At 26.3% G+C, this 18711-nt stretch carries 27 protein-coding genes; all 27 read left to right on the top strand.

Going from position 1 to position 18711, the window contains the following annotated elements; all coding sequences use genetic code 11:
- Nucleotides 1-29 precede the first annotated feature (29 nt).
- The 27 genes from ACZ5TJ_RS07945 (at nucleotide 30) to ACZ5TJ_RS07815 (ending at nucleotide 18707) form a co-directional block, all read left to right on the top strand.
- Complete coding sequence (locus tag ACZ5TJ_RS07945; RefSeq protein ID WP_464198571.1) at nucleotides 30-1415, top strand: GspE/PulE family protein; 1386 nt, start codon at nucleotides 30-32, stop codon at nucleotides 1413-1415.
- On the top strand, nucleotides 1387-2415 hold the full coding sequence (locus ACZ5TJ_RS07940) for a type II secretion system F family protein (RefSeq protein WP_464198569.1): 1029 nt from the start codon (nucleotides 1387-1389) through the stop codon (nucleotides 2413-2415). Before ACZ5TJ_RS07945 ends, ACZ5TJ_RS07940 begins: the two co-directional genes overlap by 29 nt.
- Nucleotides 2412-2852 (top strand): pilus assembly FimT family protein, encoded by a 441-nt coding sequence (locus ACZ5TJ_RS07935; RefSeq protein ID WP_464198567.1) that lies wholly within the window; start codon nucleotides 2412-2414, stop codon nucleotides 2850-2852. The genes ACZ5TJ_RS07940 and ACZ5TJ_RS07935 overlap by 4 nt, the downstream gene beginning before the upstream one ends.
- Complete coding sequence (locus ACZ5TJ_RS07930) at nucleotides 2833-3303, top strand: type IV pilus modification PilV family protein (protein ID WP_464198565.1); 471 nt, start codon at nucleotides 2833-2835, stop codon at nucleotides 3301-3303. Before ACZ5TJ_RS07935 ends, ACZ5TJ_RS07930 begins: the two co-directional genes overlap by 20 nt.
- On the top strand, nucleotides 3264-3773 hold the full coding sequence (locus ACZ5TJ_RS07925) for a prepilin-type N-terminal cleavage/methylation domain-containing protein (RefSeq protein WP_464198563.1): 510 nt from the start codon (nucleotides 3264-3266) through the stop codon (nucleotides 3771-3773). The genes ACZ5TJ_RS07930 and ACZ5TJ_RS07925 overlap by 40 nt, the downstream gene beginning before the upstream one ends.
- Entirely contained in the window at nucleotides 3764-4171 is a 408-nt protein-coding gene (locus tag ACZ5TJ_RS07920) for a hypothetical protein (RefSeq protein WP_464198561.1), read from the top strand. Before ACZ5TJ_RS07925 ends, ACZ5TJ_RS07920 begins: the two co-directional genes overlap by 10 nt.
- 371 nt (nucleotides 4172-4542) lie before the next feature.
- A complete protein-coding gene (locus ACZ5TJ_RS07915; protein WP_464198559.1) occupies nucleotides 4543-4755 on the top strand; it encodes a hypothetical protein in 213 nt (70 codons plus the stop codon).
- On the top strand, nucleotides 4748-5143 hold the full coding sequence (locus ACZ5TJ_RS07910; protein ID WP_464198557.1) for a hypothetical protein: 396 nt from the start codon (nucleotides 4748-4750) through the stop codon (nucleotides 5141-5143). Before ACZ5TJ_RS07915 ends, ACZ5TJ_RS07910 begins: the two co-directional genes overlap by 8 nt.
- Complete coding sequence (locus tag ACZ5TJ_RS07905; RefSeq protein ID WP_464198555.1) at nucleotides 5140-5490, top strand: hypothetical protein; 351 nt, start codon at nucleotides 5140-5142, stop codon at nucleotides 5488-5490. The genes ACZ5TJ_RS07910 and ACZ5TJ_RS07905 overlap by 4 nt, the downstream gene beginning before the upstream one ends.
- Nucleotides 5491-5704: 214 nt before the next feature.
- Entirely contained in the window at nucleotides 5705-6262 is a 558-nt protein-coding gene (gene efp, locus ACZ5TJ_RS07900; protein ID WP_039315840.1) for an elongation factor P, read from the top strand.
- Between the two features lie 63 nt (nucleotides 6263-6325).
- The gene (locus ACZ5TJ_RS07895; RefSeq protein ID WP_464198552.1) at nucleotides 6326-6691 is read left to right on the top strand and encodes a CD1247 N-terminal domain-containing protein; all 366 of its coding nucleotides are present in this window, start codon (nucleotides 6326-6328) and stop codon (nucleotides 6689-6691) included.
- A gap of 143 nt (nucleotides 6692-6834) precedes the next feature.
- Complete coding sequence (gene spoIIIAA, locus ACZ5TJ_RS07890; RefSeq protein WP_464198550.1) at nucleotides 6835-7755, top strand: stage III sporulation protein AA; 921 nt, start codon at nucleotides 6835-6837, stop codon at nucleotides 7753-7755.
- Nucleotides 7743-8261 carry a stage III sporulation protein SpoIIIAB gene (locus tag ACZ5TJ_RS07885; RefSeq protein WP_464198547.1) on the top strand — a complete coding sequence of 173 codons (519 nt, stop codon included), beginning with the start codon at nucleotides 7743-7745 and terminating at the stop codon, nucleotides 8259-8261. Before spoIIIAA ends, ACZ5TJ_RS07885 begins: the two co-directional genes overlap by 13 nt.
- A gap of 19 nt (nucleotides 8262-8280) precedes the next feature.
- The gene (gene spoIIIAC / locus ACZ5TJ_RS07880) at nucleotides 8281-8478 is read left to right on the top strand and encodes a stage III sporulation protein AC (protein WP_039315848.1); all 198 of its coding nucleotides are present in this window, start codon (nucleotides 8281-8283) and stop codon (nucleotides 8476-8478) included.
- A gap of 11 nt (nucleotides 8479-8489) precedes the next feature.
- Nucleotides 8490-8873: a stage III sporulation protein AD gene (gene spoIIIAD, locus ACZ5TJ_RS07875; protein ID WP_055206719.1), complete on the top strand. Its 384-nt coding sequence runs from the start codon at nucleotides 8490-8492 to the stop codon at nucleotides 8871-8873.
- A 9-nt stretch (nucleotides 8874-8882) separates the two neighbouring features.
- Nucleotides 8883-10109, top strand: a complete 1227-nt coding sequence (gene spoIIIAE / locus ACZ5TJ_RS07870; protein ID WP_464198544.1) for a stage III sporulation protein AE — start codon at nucleotides 8883-8885, stop codon at nucleotides 10107-10109.
- A 6-nt stretch (nucleotides 10110-10115) separates the two neighbouring features.
- Nucleotides 10116-10700, top strand: coding sequence for a stage III sporulation protein AF (gene spoIIIAF / locus ACZ5TJ_RS07865; protein ID WP_338586262.1), 585 nt, complete (start codon nucleotides 10116-10118; stop codon nucleotides 10698-10700).
- Between the two features lie 21 nt (nucleotides 10701-10721).
- Entirely contained in the window at nucleotides 10722-11324 is a 603-nt protein-coding gene (gene spoIIIAG / locus ACZ5TJ_RS07860; RefSeq protein WP_278677117.1) for a stage III sporulation protein AG, read from the top strand.
- A gap of 39 nt (nucleotides 11325-11363) precedes the next feature.
- Nucleotides 11364-11882: a SpoIIIAH-like family protein gene (locus ACZ5TJ_RS07855; protein WP_055206716.1), complete on the top strand. Its 519-nt coding sequence runs from the start codon at nucleotides 11364-11366 to the stop codon at nucleotides 11880-11882.
- A gap of 85 nt (nucleotides 11883-11967) precedes the next feature.
- Nucleotides 11968-12351: an Asp23/Gls24 family envelope stress response protein gene (locus ACZ5TJ_RS07850; protein WP_338586259.1), complete on the top strand. Its 384-nt coding sequence runs from the start codon at nucleotides 11968-11970 to the stop codon at nucleotides 12349-12351.
- A gap of 107 nt (nucleotides 12352-12458) precedes the next feature.
- The gene (gene nusB, locus ACZ5TJ_RS07845; RefSeq protein ID WP_045726348.1) at nucleotides 12459-12863 is read left to right on the top strand and encodes a transcription antitermination factor NusB; all 405 of its coding nucleotides are present in this window, start codon (nucleotides 12459-12461) and stop codon (nucleotides 12861-12863) included.
- 11 nt (nucleotides 12864-12874) lie between these two features.
- Entirely contained in the window at nucleotides 12875-13723 is an 849-nt protein-coding gene (locus ACZ5TJ_RS07840) for a tetrahydrofolate dehydrogenase/cyclohydrolase catalytic domain-containing protein (RefSeq protein ID WP_338586254.1), read from the top strand.
- Nucleotides 13713-14906, top strand: a complete 1194-nt coding sequence (xseA, locus tag ACZ5TJ_RS07835; protein WP_464198537.1) for an exodeoxyribonuclease VII large subunit — start codon at nucleotides 13713-13715, stop codon at nucleotides 14904-14906. Before ACZ5TJ_RS07840 ends, xseA begins: the two co-directional genes overlap by 11 nt.
- 13 nt (nucleotides 14907-14919) lie before the next feature.
- A complete protein-coding gene (gene xseB, locus ACZ5TJ_RS07830) occupies nucleotides 14920-15141 on the top strand; it encodes an exodeoxyribonuclease VII small subunit (protein WP_039315867.1) in 222 nt (73 codons plus the stop codon).
- Nucleotides 15131-16000, top strand: coding sequence for a polyprenyl synthetase family protein (locus ACZ5TJ_RS07825; protein WP_464202298.1), 870 nt, complete (start codon nucleotides 15131-15133; stop codon nucleotides 15998-16000). The genes xseB and ACZ5TJ_RS07825 overlap by 11 nt, the downstream gene beginning before the upstream one ends.
- An 18-nt stretch (nucleotides 16001-16018) precedes the next feature.
- Complete coding sequence (dxs, locus tag ACZ5TJ_RS07820) at nucleotides 16019-17908, top strand: 1-deoxy-D-xylulose-5-phosphate synthase (RefSeq protein ID WP_464198535.1); 1890 nt, start codon at nucleotides 16019-16021, stop codon at nucleotides 17906-17908.
- A complete protein-coding gene (locus ACZ5TJ_RS07815; RefSeq protein WP_464198533.1) occupies nucleotides 17898-18707 on the top strand; it encodes a TlyA family RNA methyltransferase in 810 nt (269 codons plus the stop codon). The genes dxs and ACZ5TJ_RS07815 overlap by 11 nt, the downstream gene beginning before the upstream one ends.
- Nucleotides 18708-18711 lie beyond the last annotated feature (4 nt).

Raw genomic sequence — 18711 nt, 5'->3', positions numbered from 1 at the left:
AGTGTACAAGATTAAGGTGAGGTGGAAATATGAAGGAAATTTTAAAGAAATTAGATTTAGAATGTGCTAGTAAGTTATCGAAAGAAAAAATAAATGAACTTAAGATAATTCCACTATATGAAGAAGAGAATTTTGTATATGTATTAAGTTACGGAACAAAAGAAAATAATAAAAAGTATTTAGAATTTTTATATGGTAAAAATATTGTATTTAAAGAAATACAAAAAGAAGAGTTTAAAATGTTATACAGTTGTCTTTATCCAGATGTTAAAGATATTACATTAGAAGAAAGTATAATAAATGAATGTATAAAGACTAATGTAAGTGATATACATTTTGAAATATTTGATGGAGCTGTAAATGTTAGAGCCAGAATAGATGGATACCTTTCGCTAATTAGAAAGATAAAAATATCTGATTATAATCAAATATTATCTAGAATTAAACTAAAAGGTAATATGGATATAGCCGAAAAAAGAAGACCTCAAGATGGTAAAGTTAATATAAAAACTCAAGATGGTAACATTGATTGTAGGATTTCTACAATCCCAACATTAAACGGAGAAAAAATGGTTATAAGAATTTTATATAAGGAAAAATTAGATTATAAAATAGAGAATTTAAAATTGCTAGATTCTCAATTTAAAGATTTAAAGAAAATAATAAATGTAAAAAATGGTATTACAATAATTAGTGGACCAACTGGGAGTGGAAAGACCACAACATTATACTCCATACTTTCTAGCATTAAAGATAAAGATATTAATATAACGACAATAGAAGATCCTATAGAATGTGAAATTAGTGGCATAAATCAAATGAATGTAAATAGTAAAATAAATTTTGATTTTGCGGAAGGATTAAAATATACATTAAGACAAGACCCAGATGTAATTATGGTTGGAGAAATAAGGGATGAAGAAACGGCTAAAATGGCTATAAGATCTGCAATTACAGGGCATAAAGTGTACTCAACTATCCATACAAAATCAGGAAGAGAAGTATTTTTTAGATTAGAGGATATGAAAGTAAAAAGTTATTTAATAAAAGATTCTCTTGTTGGAACTATTTCTCAAAGGCTTATAGGAAAGCTTTGCGATAGTTGCAAAGAAAAATATAAAACTAAAATATTTGGAGTAGAAAGAGAAATTTATAGAGAAAAAGGATGCAGAGAATGTAATTTTACAGGTATAAAAGGAAGAAGACTTGTATGCGCTATTCATTATATTGGAGAAGATATGAAAGGTTATTTAAAGAATATAAATAATAATTTAGAATTTTTATCTAATAAGCAAATGATTGATGTGTGTAAAAAGTTACTTTTAGAAGGTGATATAAGTATTAATCAATATAATAGATTTATTGAAGGAGAAGAGCTTTTAAAATATGAAAATGATAAAGAAGCATTCATTTAATGATATAAGCATAATATGCGAGAATTTAGCTAATTTATATGAAGATGGAATACAAATAACAAAGGCTATAGAATTACTAAATGATTTTCCATTAAAAAAGAACTATAAGGAAAGTTTAAAAATAATTAGAGATGAAATTGAATATGGAGAAAGTTTAGGAGAAAGCTTTTCAAGATTTAAATCTTTATACCCTATATTTTTAATTGGAATGATTTCTATTGGAGAAAAAACAGGGAAGTTAACTTATATATTAAAAGAGATGAGTTTATATTATAAAAGAAAAGATAATATGAAAAAAGAAATAATAAGTGCATCTATATATCCTATATTTTTAATATCTGCAATGCTTTTTATAACTATTACATTCTTTATATTTATTATTCCAAGCTTAAGTGATGTATATTCATCAATGGGAGCGGATATACCAAATATAACTAAGATGTTGATTAAAGCCTCAAATTACCTAAATAAAAACCCAGTTATGTCACTTATTTATATTGTGCTATGGGGAATGCTACTTCCAGCAGTCATTTTAAAATCACGAATAAAAATAATTACAAAACAAATATTATGTAAATTTAAAATAGTAAATGAGATAAAAGAGTATGAAATAATCTTATTAATAAAAGTTATAGTTTCAAGTGGAACTAATATATCATTAGCACTTAAGTATTGCGAAGAAGATAGTAATGATAAAGTTTTTAAAGAGTTAAATAAAGAAATTTTAAAGGGGAGCTTATTATCAGAGGTCCTAGAAGAAGTTGTTTCTCCATCAAAATATACAATAGCCATGATTAAGTTAGGAGAAGAAAGTGGTTCTTTAGATGAGAGATTAGAGAGTTTAACTAATACTTTAAATAAAAGATGCACTGAAAAACTAAAAAAACTTGTATCACTAATTCAACCATCAATAATGATAGTAATGTCTTTTATAGTAATTTTATTTATAAGTATATTTGTACTTCCTATATTTGATGGAATGTATGGAGGAATAAAATGAAGAAAGACAAAGGATTTACACTAATAGAAATTATTGCGGTTATTGGCATAACTAGCATAATTTTATTATTTGGAATATCAAGCACTAATTATTATAAAAAAATACAAAGAGACATAGAAATTGAAGAATTTATAGCTTCTTTTAAACACCTTCTATCAGAAAGTAAAATGGAAGCTGTAAATAGGGATTCAGTTGTTGTAATAATAATACAAAATTCTAATAAGAAAATAAAATCACAAGTGAATTTAAAGTTAATAAGTAGCATAGAAATTCCAGAGTATATAAGTAATGTAGGGAAAACGCAAATACATGTTTCGTCAGATGGAAGGTTAGAAAGTGGAACTTTGATTTTTGAGAATACAAAAGATAAGGAAAAATATTTTTTTAAAATTAGAGTTGGAGTTGATTATATAAATTTTGAGAAGAAAAAATTATAGATCCAAAGAAAAAGGAAGTATGCTTATTGAATGTTTAGCAGCAATATTTATACTAACTACAATATGTATGCTATTTCTATCTATAAATAAAGGAGATATGATTTCATTTACAGATAGAGAAAAGGCGCGAGAGAACAGTATATTATTAAATAATATTATTTTAGAGTTAAAATTCAATGTTAAATTAGAAGATTTAGAGAATAAGCTTATAAATAATAAATTAAATATTAATATAGGTGAAGATTTTAATAATAGATTAAAAAACGAAGAGATATTAAATATAAATGATGAAAGTAGTAAAAAGCTTGTTTTAGTAGAAAAAGTACAAAATATAGAAAATGGTGTGAAACTTAATTTAACTTTAAAAGAAGAAAATATAGATATTTTAAAATATGAGGTGATAAAGGAACTTTGGATGGAAAAAAGAAAAGAAGAAAAGGATATACATTAATAGAATGTTTAGCATATATTCTAATTTCCTCAATTATTCTTCTTATGATTATGAATTTGTCTATTGAAGGATATAAATATTCAATATATAGGGTAGAAAAATTAAAAAGAGAAGATGAAATAGATAATGCAATTTTAAATATGAGAAAAATATTTAATGAAAAAGATAATACAAAATATAGAGTTGTGGATGGTTATATAAGGATTTTAAAAGAAAAAGATGGTTTTGAGGAAGTTAAAAATGAAGAAAATAATGGATCTTCAACTGTTTTTACAAATGGAAAGGAAATAAAACTTAATGGAAAAGATCTTAAAGTTTACTATTACTATTTTGACTCTAAAGAAAATGGGGATTTAAAGACATCTAATTTAATATTAAAAGATGTATCTAAATGTAAATTCTTTAAAAAAGATAATATTATATATATGAATTTAGAAATTGATAGTAGGGAGTATCTTATATGTATATAAAAAAGAAAGGTTATATTTTAATTAATGCAATGGCACTATTGCTACTATTTATTTTAATAATTTTAAGTGGTAGTAAAATTATTAAAATGAATTTAGGAATAAGTAATAAATATAAAATTTCTAAAAGTATTAAAGATATAGGTGATAAAGAGTTAGATAAGATAAAGGAGGCGGAAGAATACTTAGGTTTAAAAGGAGATCTGTTAGAAAAACAATTAGAAAATGATTTCGAGGAAGATACAAAAAACGGAGTTAAAATAAAATATATAAAAAAATATAATTTTTTTGAATTAGAATACGCCGGAGTACCTACAAAACAATATATTTATTGTGATTATGAATTTATAACTAAAGATAACAAAAAAGTGATTATACTTTTTCAAAAAAGGAGGTTTTAAATATAAATATAAATCTAGAAAAAGAAATTATAGTATATAAAGATAGTTATAAATTAAAAGAAATAAGAAATTTAAATGAAATAAAAGAAGAAATAATCAAAAAGAAAAAGGGGAAATTTTTAATTCTGGATGAAGAAATTTTTATAAAAGAAATAAAGTATATTAAGGTAAAGAATATAGAAGATTATGTAGAACAAGAAATAAAGAAAGAATTTAATAAAGAAGATTATTTATTTCATTATGTAGTTGATAAAAAAGAAGAAAAGATTATTATATATGCAATAAAAGGAGTAAATAAGATACATCCATTTATAAAATATATAAATAAATTAAGTATTATTCCTATTCAATTTAGACTTACTAAGTTAATTATGAGTAGATTAAAAAGCAAAACATTTAAGTCTATAATATGTATTGAAGAAAAATATTATTATATTAAAGTTAGTAATGGGAATATTATAGAAAATAGTATAGTGAAAAATAGGAATATGTTAAAAGCAGAAGATAATGCAGTATACGGGAAGTTTAAATACCCTTTTTCAAAGAACGAATTAGTTTTAGAGAAAGGAGAAGTAAATGAATAAGAACTTTATTCCAAATGAATTTATAAAGATTAAAGATAAACAGAATAAAAATAGTGTAAAGCGAGGAGTTTTACTATTATTTGTAGTTAACATAATATTACTTCCTATTAATCTAAGTTCATTAAAAAAATCTAATAAGATAAATGATAAAAATAATGAAATATTAAATTATATAGAAGATAATGATAAAAATTTAAATAATGAATTATTGGAGCATATAAATCTTATAGATAAATACAGTAAAAAAGCAAACATAAATGAAAATACAGGTGAAATAGTATTAGAAGACTATAAGAATATAGATGATATAGATAAAATTTTTAAAGTACAAGAGATATATAGGAATGATAAAGATTATGTTATAAAGATTGGGGGGGGGATTAAATGAGACGTTTATATATTATATACACAGTATTAATAAGTTTTTTTATAATTCAGGGTATGTTCTTTTTAAATAATAATAGAAAAGAAGTTTATAATAAGCCTAATATAGAAAAAGTAGATCATAAAGATACAAAGGAAATAACTAGTGTTTTTTATGAATTAAAGAAGTTTAATGAAATTGATATAAAAAAGATTGATAGAAGAGATAGCAATGTAATAGCAGATATAAATATAGAGGGAAATAAAAAACAAATAGAAAATATACTAAATAATATTAATAAATATAGTATAATAAATTATAATTTTATGTATGAAAATGGAAATTTCAATATAAATATTAGTTTAAAGTAGTATAAAAATAATAAAAATATCCAATAATAATAAAGAAAAGTGATTATTATTATAAAAATACTGTTAAATTACAACCTTTAATAATTGCATTTAATAAAGAGTTTTGATAAAATAACATTGTATGTCAGAAGAAACCAAATTATGATTATAAATGATAAAAAATTGTTATTATAATACATTTGGATTTGAATTTATACTTTTGGAGGGATATTTAATGATATCAGCAGGAGATTTAAGAAAAGGTACAACTTTTGAACATGAAGGACAAGTTTACACAGTTGTAGATTTTTTACACGTTAAACCAGGTAAAGGTGCAGCGTTCGTTAGAACTAAATTAAGAAACGTTATATCAGGAGGGGTTACTGAAACAACTTTCAACCCAACAACTAAGTTCCAAGAAGCTGTAATTGAAAGAAAAGAAATGCAATATTTATACACTGATGGAGAGTTATACTACTTCATGGATCAAGAAACATATGATCAAATTCCTTTAAACTATGAAAAAGTTGAAGAAGCTATAAAATACTTAAAGGAAAACATGTTTGCTATTATCAAATTCTACAAAGGAGATGCTTTCTCAGTAGAAGCTCCAAACTTTGTTGAATTATTAATAACACACAGTGAACCAGGTGTTAAAGGAAATACTGCAACAAATACTTTAAAGCCAGCTACAGTTGAAACTGGTGCAGTAATAAACGTTCCAATGTTCGTTAACGAAGGCGATACAATAAGAATCGATACTAGAACTGGGGAATACATGGAAAGAGTTTAATACCATAATTTAATTGCTAAGTTCTTAGAACTTAGCAATTTTAATATAAAAGGAAGTGTTGATATGAATGATATAAGAAAAGAAATCCAAGAGCTAAATAGTTTAATAGATAAAATGTGTGATAGTGAAAATAAAGAAGTACTATTTAAAGTAAGCAAAGCATTAGATGCATTAACTAATAAAGTAGAAGAGATTTCAATAAATCAAGAAACTATACAAGAAAATTTAGAATATTTAGATGATGATTTATCAGGGATACAAGAGGAACTTTTTGAGGAAGTTTCACTAGAAGAATTAAACGAAATAGAAGATGAATATAAAGAAATAAATTGTATTCACTGTAATAAGCCTATATTTATAGAGGCATCAGCATTAGAGAACAATGATGATATTTCTTGTCCGTATTGCAATAAAAATATAATAAAGTAAATTATAAAGGAGTTTTGATTTCAAAGCTCTTTTTTTTATATCTATTTTACATATTTTTATAAAAATGAGTAATAATTACTTGTTGAAATAAATATTAATTATATAGATAAATTAAGTTTTACTATTTAAGGAGGAAAAGTGGGATGGATAAAGATGAAAGGTATTTAAATATTTTTCCACCTAAAATAATTAGTATGTTAAGTAAGTATAAAGATAATAGCATACAAGAAATTAGGTTGAAAATAAATAAACCTATAATTATATATACAAATAAAAAAGAAATAGTTCTATATTACGATGTTACAAAAGAAGATATTAAATATATTCTTCAAAGAATATCTAATTATTCAATATATGCATATGAAGAAGAAATAAAGCAAGGTTTCATAACATTAAAGGGTGGTCATAGAGTTGGAATAGCTGGTGAATGTGTTATGGAAAATAATAAGGTTAAAACAATAAAAAATATAGCGTCTATAAATATAAGAATATGTAAAGAAATATTAGGATGTAGTAAAAAAATACTTAAATATATTATGGAAAATGATGTAGTAAAAAATACTCTAATAATATCTCCACCAAAGTGTGGTAAAACTACTATTCTTAGAGATGTAGCACGGGTTATATCTACAGGTGATAAATCTTTAAATTTAAGTGGAAAGAAAGTAACTATAATCGATGAAAGAAGCGAAATTGGTGCTAGTTATCTTGGAGTACCACAAATGGATTTAGGAATAAGAACAGATGTATTAGATAATTGTTTAAAAACAGAAGGTATGCTTATGGCTATACGATCATTATCACCAGAAGTGTTAATATGTGATGAAATAGGAACTTTTGAAGATATAAAGGCTTTAAATACAGCATTTAATTCAGGAGTTAATGTAGTTGTGACTGTACACGGTTCAAATTTAGAAGATATAAAAGCTAGAAATGTTTTTAATGAATTATTTGGGTTAGGAATAATAGAAAGAGTGATAGTACTAAGTAGTAGACATGGGGTTGGGACAGTGGAAAACATATATTCTGTAAACAAAGAAGGTGGAATTTTATGTTTAGGTTAATAATACTTATGTTTATTTTTATGTCTTTTTGTTTTATGGGGTATGTGTATGGAGATAAATTTTTAAAAAGACATAAAAGACTAAATGAAATATTAAAAAGTATACTACTTTTACAAAATGAAGTTATATATAACTTATCTCCATTACCAGAAGCACTTTTCTCAATTGGGACAAAGTCTAGAGAACCATTTAATAAACTTTTCTTAGATGTATCTGATATTTTATTAAAAGGTGATGGAGAAAGTGTATATGAAGTATTTAAACAAGAGTATAAGAAGAATAAGGAAGATTATTATTTGTTAGAAGAAGATGAGAGGATTTTAAGTGACTTTTTTAAATCTTTAGGTGACTTAGGAATATATGGACAAGATAAAATGTTTGATTTAGTAATTGCAAATTTAAAGCTTAATATAAAAGATGCTGAAGTAATTGCTAAAAAGAATACGAAATTATATAGGTATTTAGGTATATGTGTTGGAGCTATGATAGTTATATTTTTATTATAAGATTGGAGGAAGATAAGGTATGTTAGACGTAAGTTTATTACTTAAAATAGGCGGAATTGGCGTGTTAATAATAATACTAGATAAGGTGCTTAAAAGTGGTGGAAAGGATGATATAGCAGTAATAACAAATATAGCTGGAATAGTTATTATATTACTTATGATTGTCTCTTTAATAGGGAATTTATTTCAATCAGTTAGAACTATATTTATGTTATAGGTGATTTTATTATGGTTATATTAAAGGTTGTATCTTTTGCACTTATTGCACTTTTTATATTTTTACTTTTCAAAGATAAAAGAAGTGATATAGCTGTTTTAGTAGCGCTTATTGCAGGAGTTTTAATCTTCACATTTATATTAGGAGAACTTCAAGAAATAATAAGTTTTTTAAGTACAATAGCTAATAAAGCAGGTATAGACACAATTTATATTGGAATAATAATGAAAATTCTAGCTATTGCATATCTTGCTTCCTTTGCTGCAGAGATATGCAAAGATGCTGGAGCTGGAACTATAGGTTCTAAAGTTGAATTTGCAGGGAAAATAATGATACTGGCATTAGCAATTCCAATTCTTATGGCAGTTTTAGATTCTATATTGAAAATATTGTAGGTGAATGATATGAATAGAAGTTATAAAAAAACAATAACAATAATATTATTAACTATAGTATTTTCACTTATTCCAATATTTAGTTCTACATTTTACGGAAGTATAGCTAGTGCAGAAAGTAAGAGTGAAGAAAAAATTTTAGATGATGTTACAGAAGAAACAATAGGAAAAGAAGCAGAAGAAGGTCTAAATAATTTATATAGTTATATAAATAAGATGAAAACAGATGTTGAATTAATGAATGAATTAGATCCAGTTGAGTACTTTAAAAGTTATGTAAAAAATGGACAAGGAAATATTACTTTTGAAACTATTACAAAAATAGTATTAAGTATTTTATTTAAGGAAGTTAAAAGTGTATTAAAGCTAGTAATTTCAGTTATAGTAATTGCAATATTATGTTCACTTCTTAAAAATCTTCAAGATGCTTTTAAAAATGATAATATATCTCAAATTGCTTTTTTTGCATGTTACTCAATTTTAATTATGATACTATCAAAAAGTTTTTTGATTGCACTTTCAGTTGCCACAAATGCAATAAATGAGATCGCAAACTTTATGAATGCTCTATTACCTATATTAGTTACAATGATATCTTTAGCTGGGGGTTTTGTTCAAGCTGCAACACTAGATCCTATAATTTTAGTTTCAGTTACTTTAATTCCTAAGATTTACGTAACAATAATTATTCCTTTAATACTTATAAGTTTTGTGATGCAATTTGCAAATAATCTTTCAACAGAATATAAAATAGATAATTTGTGTAAATTGATGAAACAGACTATTTTATTACTCCAAGGAGTTATAATAACGGTTTTTATTGCAATATTGACTATAAGAGGAATTACAGCAGATACAATGGATGCAGTTGCATTAAAAACAACAAAATTTGCAGTTGATAATTTTATACCAATAGTTGGTAAAGCGTTCTCTGATGCAATAACTTCAGTTGCTGGCTATTCACTTATTATTAAAAATGCAATAACAGGAGTTGGATTAATAGTTATTGTTTTAGTTATACTTTATCCGATAGTTAAACTTGGAATTATGACATTTATTTATAAATTGTCATCGGCTTTAGTAGAACCTATAAGTGATAAAAGAATAACTAATGCAATATCATCAGTATCAGAGGCTTTAACACTTTTAGTATCATGTGTTATAAGTGTAAGCTTTATGTTCTTTATTTTACTTGGAATAATGGCATCAGCTGGTAAATTTATAGTAGGAGGTTAGAGTTTTATGGAAACTTTAAAAGAGTTTGTAATAACATTAGTTACTACTATGATACTTATTACAGCAGTAGAGCTTATTGCACCTGATAATAGTATGAAAAAATATTTGAAATTTGTACTTGGTTTGATACTTATAGTTGTTATATTAAATCCAATACTGAAGTTTTTTAATATAGGAGAAAATGAACTTAAAAATTCTATAGGCTCTTATGAAAAAAAATTAAAAGAAAAAGAATCAGATAATGATATAAATGTAGACTCTAATAAATTAAGAGAAGAGAGTTTTAAAAATAATTTTAATAAAAATTGTGAAAATATGCTAAAGAACGAGTTTAAAGATATGGAGTTTAAATGTGAAGTAGATTGCAATGTTGATTTTAAGGGAGTTAAATTCGATATATCTTCAATAAATGTATATATAAAGGACAAAAAAGTTAAAAAAGTTGTTAATGTAGAGAAGGTGGAAATAGATACTAGTAAAGAAAGTCAGAAAAAAGAAAATAAAAATGAAGAATATAAAGATGTGGTTAATTTTTTAAAATCTGAATTAGAAATAAGTGAGAGTAAGATTAACATATACAAAATGAAGTAAAGGAGGAAATAAACTTTGAATATGAAAAAAATAAAAAAAATATTAGATGACTTTTTAAAAAATAAAAATGTAAATACATTATTAGCTATTTTAATAATAATTACTGTAATTTTAATAGCATTTAGTATTTTTAATCCTTCAAAAAATCAAAAGGCTAGAGGATCTAACGAAACAGAGGTTTCAGGAAGCTTAGAAGAAAATATTCAAAGAGAAACGCAAGTAAAAGATGATTATGAAAGAGAACAAGAAGAGCAACTTACAAATATACTAAAGGAAATTGAGGGAGTTGGAAGGGTAAGCGTACGAATTACATTTGAAAGTGGCGAAGTAAAGGTTCCAGCTTATGATAAAGATACACAAACTTCAGTTACTGAAGAGGAAGATAAAGAAGGTGGAAAGAGAGTTAATGAACAAAAGAATGATGGTTCAAAAATAGTAATGTCAACAGATGAAAATGGAAACCAACCTTTTGTACTTCAAACATATAAGCCTAAAGTACAAGGTATAATCATTGCAGCTGAGGGGGCAAAGGTTAGTAAGGTGAAATACAACATAGAGAAAGCCGTATCAAGTTTATATAATATATCAGTTGATAAGGTTAATGTATATCCTATGAATGGTTAGCATATAATTCAATAAGTAAAGAATGGGAGGAGTAAAAAAATGAACAAAAAACAATTTGGAATTATCTTTACACTACTTGGCTTAATAATTTGTGTTGGTCTTTTGGCAACAAAACTTAATAACGGAGGGCTAAATGATCCAGATGGATTAAGTCAAGCAGTAGCAAGAAATGATGAAGAAAAAGCAAAGGAGAATGAAGAAGAAACATCAGCTCAAAATGATTTCTTCTATGACTCAAAGAGTGACAAAGAAAAGAAAGATCAAGAAACAATAGCTAACTTAAAATCAATAGCTGCAGATGCAAATACATCAAAAGAACAAAAGGCTAGTGCACAAAAAGAATTAGTACAAAAAACTAAACAAAAAGATAATGAAAATAGAATTGAAACAAGCATCAAGAATAAAGGAATAGAAGATGCAATATGCACTATTGAAGGAACTAAAGCAAAAATATATGTAAGAACAGAAGGAATTGATCAAAAAACAAGCGTTCAAATACAAGAAATTGTTCAAGATATTGCAAATATTAATGATGTTTCTATAGAAGTTAAGAAATAAATTCGTTGTAATGTAAAATCATATTTGATATAATAAGCATAAGATAAATAGTTTTGCATATGCAAAACCTAGGAGGTCGAATTTAATGGAAAGCTTCGATAATGAAAATGTTGGAATCGTAAAGATTTCAGATGAAGTTGTTTCAGTTATTGCTGGTATAGCAGCTGAAGAAATTGAAGGTGTTATGGAATTCCAACATGGAGTTACAAATAACATTTCACAACTACTAAAAGGAAAGAAGACATCAGGGAAAGCTGTTAAAGTAACTCTTGAAGAAGATAGGGCTAAGATTGAAATGGATCTTACAGTATTATACGGTGTTAAGATTCTAGATGTTGTAGCTTTAGTTCAAGAAAATGTTAAAAAGACAGTAGAGGCTATGACAGGATTAGTTGTTAGTAGTGTGGATGTGTATGTTCAAAACATATATCTACCTAAGAATTCAGAAAAAGAATCAAAGGAAATTTAATCTCACCCTCTGATAATCAGAGGGTGTTTCCTTGCTTGAATATATAATGTTTAATACTATTAGAATAAGTCTATAATAAGATTATAAGGAATCACTAGGAGGAAAAAATGAGCAGAAAATTATCAAGAGAAAAAGCAATGGAATTAATATTTAGTACAATGTTAACTAAGGAATCACATGAGGAAGCTATAGAAACATTCGTTGATAATTACGAAGGTAACATAAATGAAGTTGACTTAGAATACATAAAAGAAGTTTTAAAAGGTGTTGAAGAAAATAAAGAAGATATAGATACTTTAATAAAAAATAATCTTCAAAAATGGAAAATTGAAAGAATATCAAAAGTAAATCTTGCAATACTTAGACTTGCAGTTTATGAAATGAATTATTTAAATGATGTTCCAGAAAAGGTTGCAATAAACGAAGCTTTAGAAATAACAAAGAGATATTCTGATGAAAAATCAGTATCATTTATAAATGGAGTTCTAGATAAAATTTTTAAAGCAAAATAGGGGGTATTTATTTGGATAAAATAATAAATGGTAGAGAGGTTTCTAAGGATATAAAAGAAAATATTAAAAATTTTATAGAAGAAAGAAACCTAAAGGGGCTTAAATTACCTAAGATTGCATCAATATTAGTTGGAAATGATGGTGGATCAATATACTATCTAAATTCACAAGAGAAGGTAGCAACTTCTCTTGGAGTTTTATTTGATAAGATAATATTAGAAGATAGCATAAAAGAAGAGGAACTTAAAGATTTAATAATAAAATTAAATTTAGATGATTCTGTACATGGAATAATGATTCAACTTCCACTTCCAAAAGGAATAAATGAAAAAAATATAATAAACACAATTTCACCTAAAAAAGATATAGATTGCTTAACTTATGAAAGTGTTGGTAAGCTATATTTAGGTGAGGAAGGGTTTAAACCATGTACTCCAAATTCAATTTTAACATTACTTAAAAGTAAGAATATAGAACTTGAAGGAAAAGAAGTTGTGGTTTTAGGGAGAAGTAACATAGTAGGTAAGCCAGCTGTGCAACTGCTTTTAAACGAAAATGCTACAGTAACTATTTGTCATTCAAGAACTAAAAATTTAAAAGAGGTTTGTAAAAAGGCAGATATATTAGTTGTTGCAATAGGAAAACCAAAATTTATTAATTCAGAGTATATTAAAGATGGTGCAGTTATAATTGATGTTGGTACATCGTCTTTTGAAGGTAAAATTACTGGAGATGTTGACTTTGATGATGTTTTAGATAAAGTATCATTAATAACACCAGTACCTGGAGGTGTAGGTGCACTTACAACAACTCTCCTAATAAAAAATGTTTGTGAGGCAATTGAAAAAGATGAGAATTAAAATTTTAGGGGTTTCAGAGGTTAATAATTACATTAAAAAAACTATAGATAATGACTTTATATTAAATAATCTCTCTGTAAAAGGAGAGATTTCTAATTTAAAGTATCATTCTAGTGGTCATATATATTTTTCATTAAAAGATGATTTAGGAAAGATAAACTGTATAATGTTTAAAAGTGATGCTATTAATTTAGACTTTACTTTAAAAGAAGGATTAGAAGTTATAGTTAAGGCTAGAGCATCAATTTATCAGGCAACAGGAAGTCTTCAATTATATTGTAGAGAAATAGAGGAAAGTGGAGTTGGAACGCTTCATATTAAATTTGAAAAGCTTAAAGATAAGCTTTCAAAAGAAGGTTTATTTGATAATAAACACAAAAAAGAGATACCACAGAATATAAAAAGATTAGGGGTTGTAACAGCTGATACTGGAGCTGCGATTCATGATATATTAAATGTTTCAAGAAGAAGAAATTCTTCTGTTGATATCGTATTATATCCTGCTAAAGTTCAAGGAGAGGGTGGATATAAAACAATAATAGATGGAATAAATTATTTTAATTTAAAAAAATCAGTTGATGTTATTATAATAGGAAGAGGTGGAGGTTCTATAGAGGAACTTTGGAACTTTAATGAAGAAGAGCTTGCATATGCAATATTTAAATCAAAAATTCCTATAATATCAGCTGTAGGGCATGAAGTAGACTATACTATCTCAGATTTTGTGTCAGATTTAAGAGCTGCAACACCATCTCAAGCAGCAGAAATTGCTGTTGCAAATAAACAAGATATAGTTGTAGAGCTTTTAAATATAAAAACTTTACTAAATAAAAATGTTGATAGTATAATAAATAGAGAAAAAAATCGATTAGAATCTTTAGAAAAAATTTTATCTCTTCATTCACCAATTGCTAAAATAAGCAATTCATATATTGAATTAGATAGGATAAAAAAGGATTTAAATAAAATCATTATAAATAGATTAAATGAAGAAAAAAATAAATTAAGAGAACTTAATATGCTTTTAATAGCAAATAACCCATTAACAATATTAGATAAAGGTTTTTCTATTGTTAAAGATGAAAATGGGGTTATAAAAAGCAAGGATGAACTTAAAGAAAGCAAAAATATTGAGATTATATTTAAAGATGGAAGTATAAAAGGGAAATTTAATCCTAATTAAAAAGGAGAAAAATATGGCGAAGAAAGTTAGTTATGAGGAGACACTTCAAAACTTAAAGGATACATTAGAAAATCTTGAAAGCAATGAATTAAATATAGAAGATGCTATAAAAGAATACGAAAAAGGTATTAAATTAGTAAATAAACTTTATAAGACATTAAATACTTATGAAGGAAAAATATCTAAAGTAAGAGATGAAGAAGAAGTGGAGTTTGATTATAGTGATGAGTATTAATGATTTAAAATATGAAATAGATTCATATTTAAATGATTATTTTAAAGGTAAAGAAGGGTATAATAAAATAATTTATGATGCACAAAGTTATAGCTTAAATGTTGGAGGTAAAAGAGTAAGACCTATCCTAACATTACTTTGTTATAAGGCATATACTGGTGAATGGAAAAATGCTCTTAAAATGGCATCTGCAATAGAGATGATACATACGTACTCTCTTATACATGATGATTTACCATGTATGGATGATGACGACTTAAGAAGAGGTAAGCCTACAAATCACAAAGTATATGGCGAAAATATGGCAGTTTTAGCTGGAGATGCATTATTAAATGAAGCTATGATATTACTTATGGAAAATATTAAAGATAATGGTGAACATGCAATAGAAGCATCACTTGAAATATCTAAAGCTGCAGGATCAGATGGAATGATCGGGGGGCAAGTTGTTGATATTTTAGGAGAAGGAAGAAATATATCAGAAGATGAATTAAAGTATATGCATCTTAAAAAGACAGGTGAATTAATAAGAGCATCTATTGTATCTGGAGCAATTCTTGGTAAAGCTCCAAAAGAAGATATAAAAAAACTTGATGAATTTGGTAAAAAGCTAGGTCTAGTTTTCCAAATAAAAGATGATCTATTAGATGTACTAGGTAATGAAGAGAAATTAGGTAAAAAGATACATGCAGATGATGAAAAAGATAAGACTAATTTTGTATCTGTATACGGCATAGAAAAATGTAAAGATATGTGTAAATCTATAACAGAAGAATGTATTGAAATACTCAATTCCCTAACGGTAAATACCGATACTTTAGTTGAACTTACATGTAACCTATTAAAAAGGGAATATTAAAAAGAGGGTTGGGATAGTATGAAGGATATTTTAAATGAAATAAAATCTCCTAATGACGTAAGAAATTTAACCGTACCTGAGATGTATGAGTTATCAGATGAAATTAGAAGTTTTTTAATAGATTCAGTATCAAAGACAGGCGGTCACTTAGCATCAAATCTAGGTGTAGTAGAACTTACACTAAGTTTATTTAGTGAATTTGATTTAGAAAAAGACAAGATAGTTTGGGATGTAGGACATCAAACGTACATACATAAAATACTTACTGGCAGAAAAGAGAATTTTGATAAACTTAGAAAATATAATGGGATGAGTGGATTCCCCAAAAGAAATGAAAGTAAATATGATTTCTTTGATACTGGCCATAGTAGTACATCAATATCAGCAGCACTTGGAATGGCACGTGCTAGAGATTTAAAAAAAGAAGATAGTAATGTAATAGCTGTAATTGGTGATGGGGCTTTAACAGGAGGAATGGCATTAGAAGCATTAAATGATTTAGGATTTACCAAAACAAAAATGATTGTTATATTAAATGATAATCAAATGTCAATTTCAACAAATGTTGGAGGCTTATCATCATATTTAAATAAGATAAGAATAGAACCAGAATATAATAGATTTAAAGAAGGTCTAAATAAAAAACTTAAAAATACACCTTCAGGGAAAAAGCTTGCTAAAAAATTAGGTAAGTTAAAAGATAGTATAAAACAACTTATAGTTCCATCAATGTTATTTGAGGATATGGGAATAAAATATTTAGGCCCTATAGATGGACATAATATAGAAGAAATGAAAAAAATACTATCAAGAGCTAAGAATATAGATGGACCTGTTATAATTCATGTTGCAACTCAAAAGGGAAAAGGATATGAACTTGCAGAAAAGAGTCCTGATAAATATCACGGGGTATCTCCTTTTAATCTAGAAAATGGTGAACCTATAAATACAGCAAGATGTAATTATTCAAAAGTTTTTGGTAAATCATTAGTAGAAATTGCAGAATCAGATGATAGTGTAGTTGCAATAACAGCAGCAATGCCAGATGGTACTGGATTAAATGATTTTAGAAAAAAATTTAAAGATAGATTTTTTGATGTTGGTATAGCAGAACAACATGCTGTAACACTTGCAGCGGGAATGGCTACAGCTGGGTTAAAACCTGTATTTGCAGTATACTCTACATTTTTACAAAGAGCTTATGACCAAGTTTTACATGATGTATGTATTCAAAACCTACCAGTAGTTTTTGCAATAGATAGAGCTGGGATAGTTGGAGAAGATGGAGAAACACATCAAGGTATTTTTGATATCTCATACCTTACAATGATACCTAATCTTACAATGCTTGCACCAAAGTGTTTAGATGAAGTTGATATTATGTTAAAGTGGGCCCTAAAAAAAGGAACACCAGTAGCCATAAGATATCCAAGAGGTGGAGATATAATAGAAGGTCTTAAAGGATGTAATAGATTAGAATTTGGGAAATGGGAAATTATAGATGAAGGTCAAGATAGCAAAATTGCAATAATAGCAACTGGGAAAATGACTCAACATTCTATTTTAGCAAAAGAACTTTTAAATAAAGAAGGTATTTTTCCCAAAGTTATAAATGCAACATTTATAAAGCCATTAGATGAAGGAGTATTAAGACAATTAGTAAATGGTGGATATGATATAATAACTGTAGAAGATAACATTATTCATGGAGGACTAGGTTCAAGCATCTTATTATCTTTAAATGAATACGGATTTAAAGGAAAATTTAAAGCATTAGGATATAATAATAAATTTATTGAACAAGGTGATATATCAGCACTTTATAAAGATGCAAAACTAGATCCAAAAGGAATAAAGGAACAAGTAATAAAATTGTTAAATACAAGAGGAGAAAAAAATGTCAGATAAAAAAGAAAGACTTGATATTTTATTAGTAGAAAAGGGAATAATATCATCAAGAGAAAGAGCTAAAACAAATATTATGGCAGGAAAAGTATTTGTTGATGGTCAAAGAGTAGATAAAGCAGGGGCAAAGGTTAGTGTTAATGCTAATATTGAATTTAAAGGAGATACTATCCCTTATGTAAGTAGAGGTGGCCTTAAACTTGAAAAGGCATTAAAAGAATTCCCACTTAAATTAGAAGGTAAAGTTTGTATGGATATAGGTGCATCAACAGGTGGATTTACAGACTGTATGCTTCAAAATGGAGCAAGTAAAGTATTCTCTGTAGATGTTGGATATGGACAATTCGCTTGGAAACTTAGAACTGATGAGAGAGTTGTTTGCATGGAAAGAACTAATATAAGATATGTAACTCCAGAAGATATTGGAGAAAAATTAGATTTTGCATCTATAGACGTATCATTTATTTCTTTAAAAACAATAATGCCAGCTACTATAAATCTATTAAAAGATAATGGAGAAGTTGTAGCTTTAATAAAGCCACAGTTTGAAGCTGGAAGAGAAAAGGTAGGTAAAAAAGGAGTAGTAAGAGAAGAAAGTACTCATAAAGAAGTAGTTTTTGGAATAGTAAACTATTTATTAGAGCATGATTTAAATGTTCTAGGAATAAGCTACTCACCTATTAAAGGACCGGAGGGAAATATAGAATATCTTGTATACTTCTCAAAGGATAAAAATAAAGAAAGTAATTTTAAAATGGAAGATATAGAAGCAGTAGTTTCTGCGTCACATACAGAAATATAAAGGT

It is taken from the genome of Clostridium budayi (genome assembly GCF_055396605.1).
Note: the sequence above shows the minus strand (reverse complement) of the source record. Positions and strands in the feature narration are given on the sequence as shown.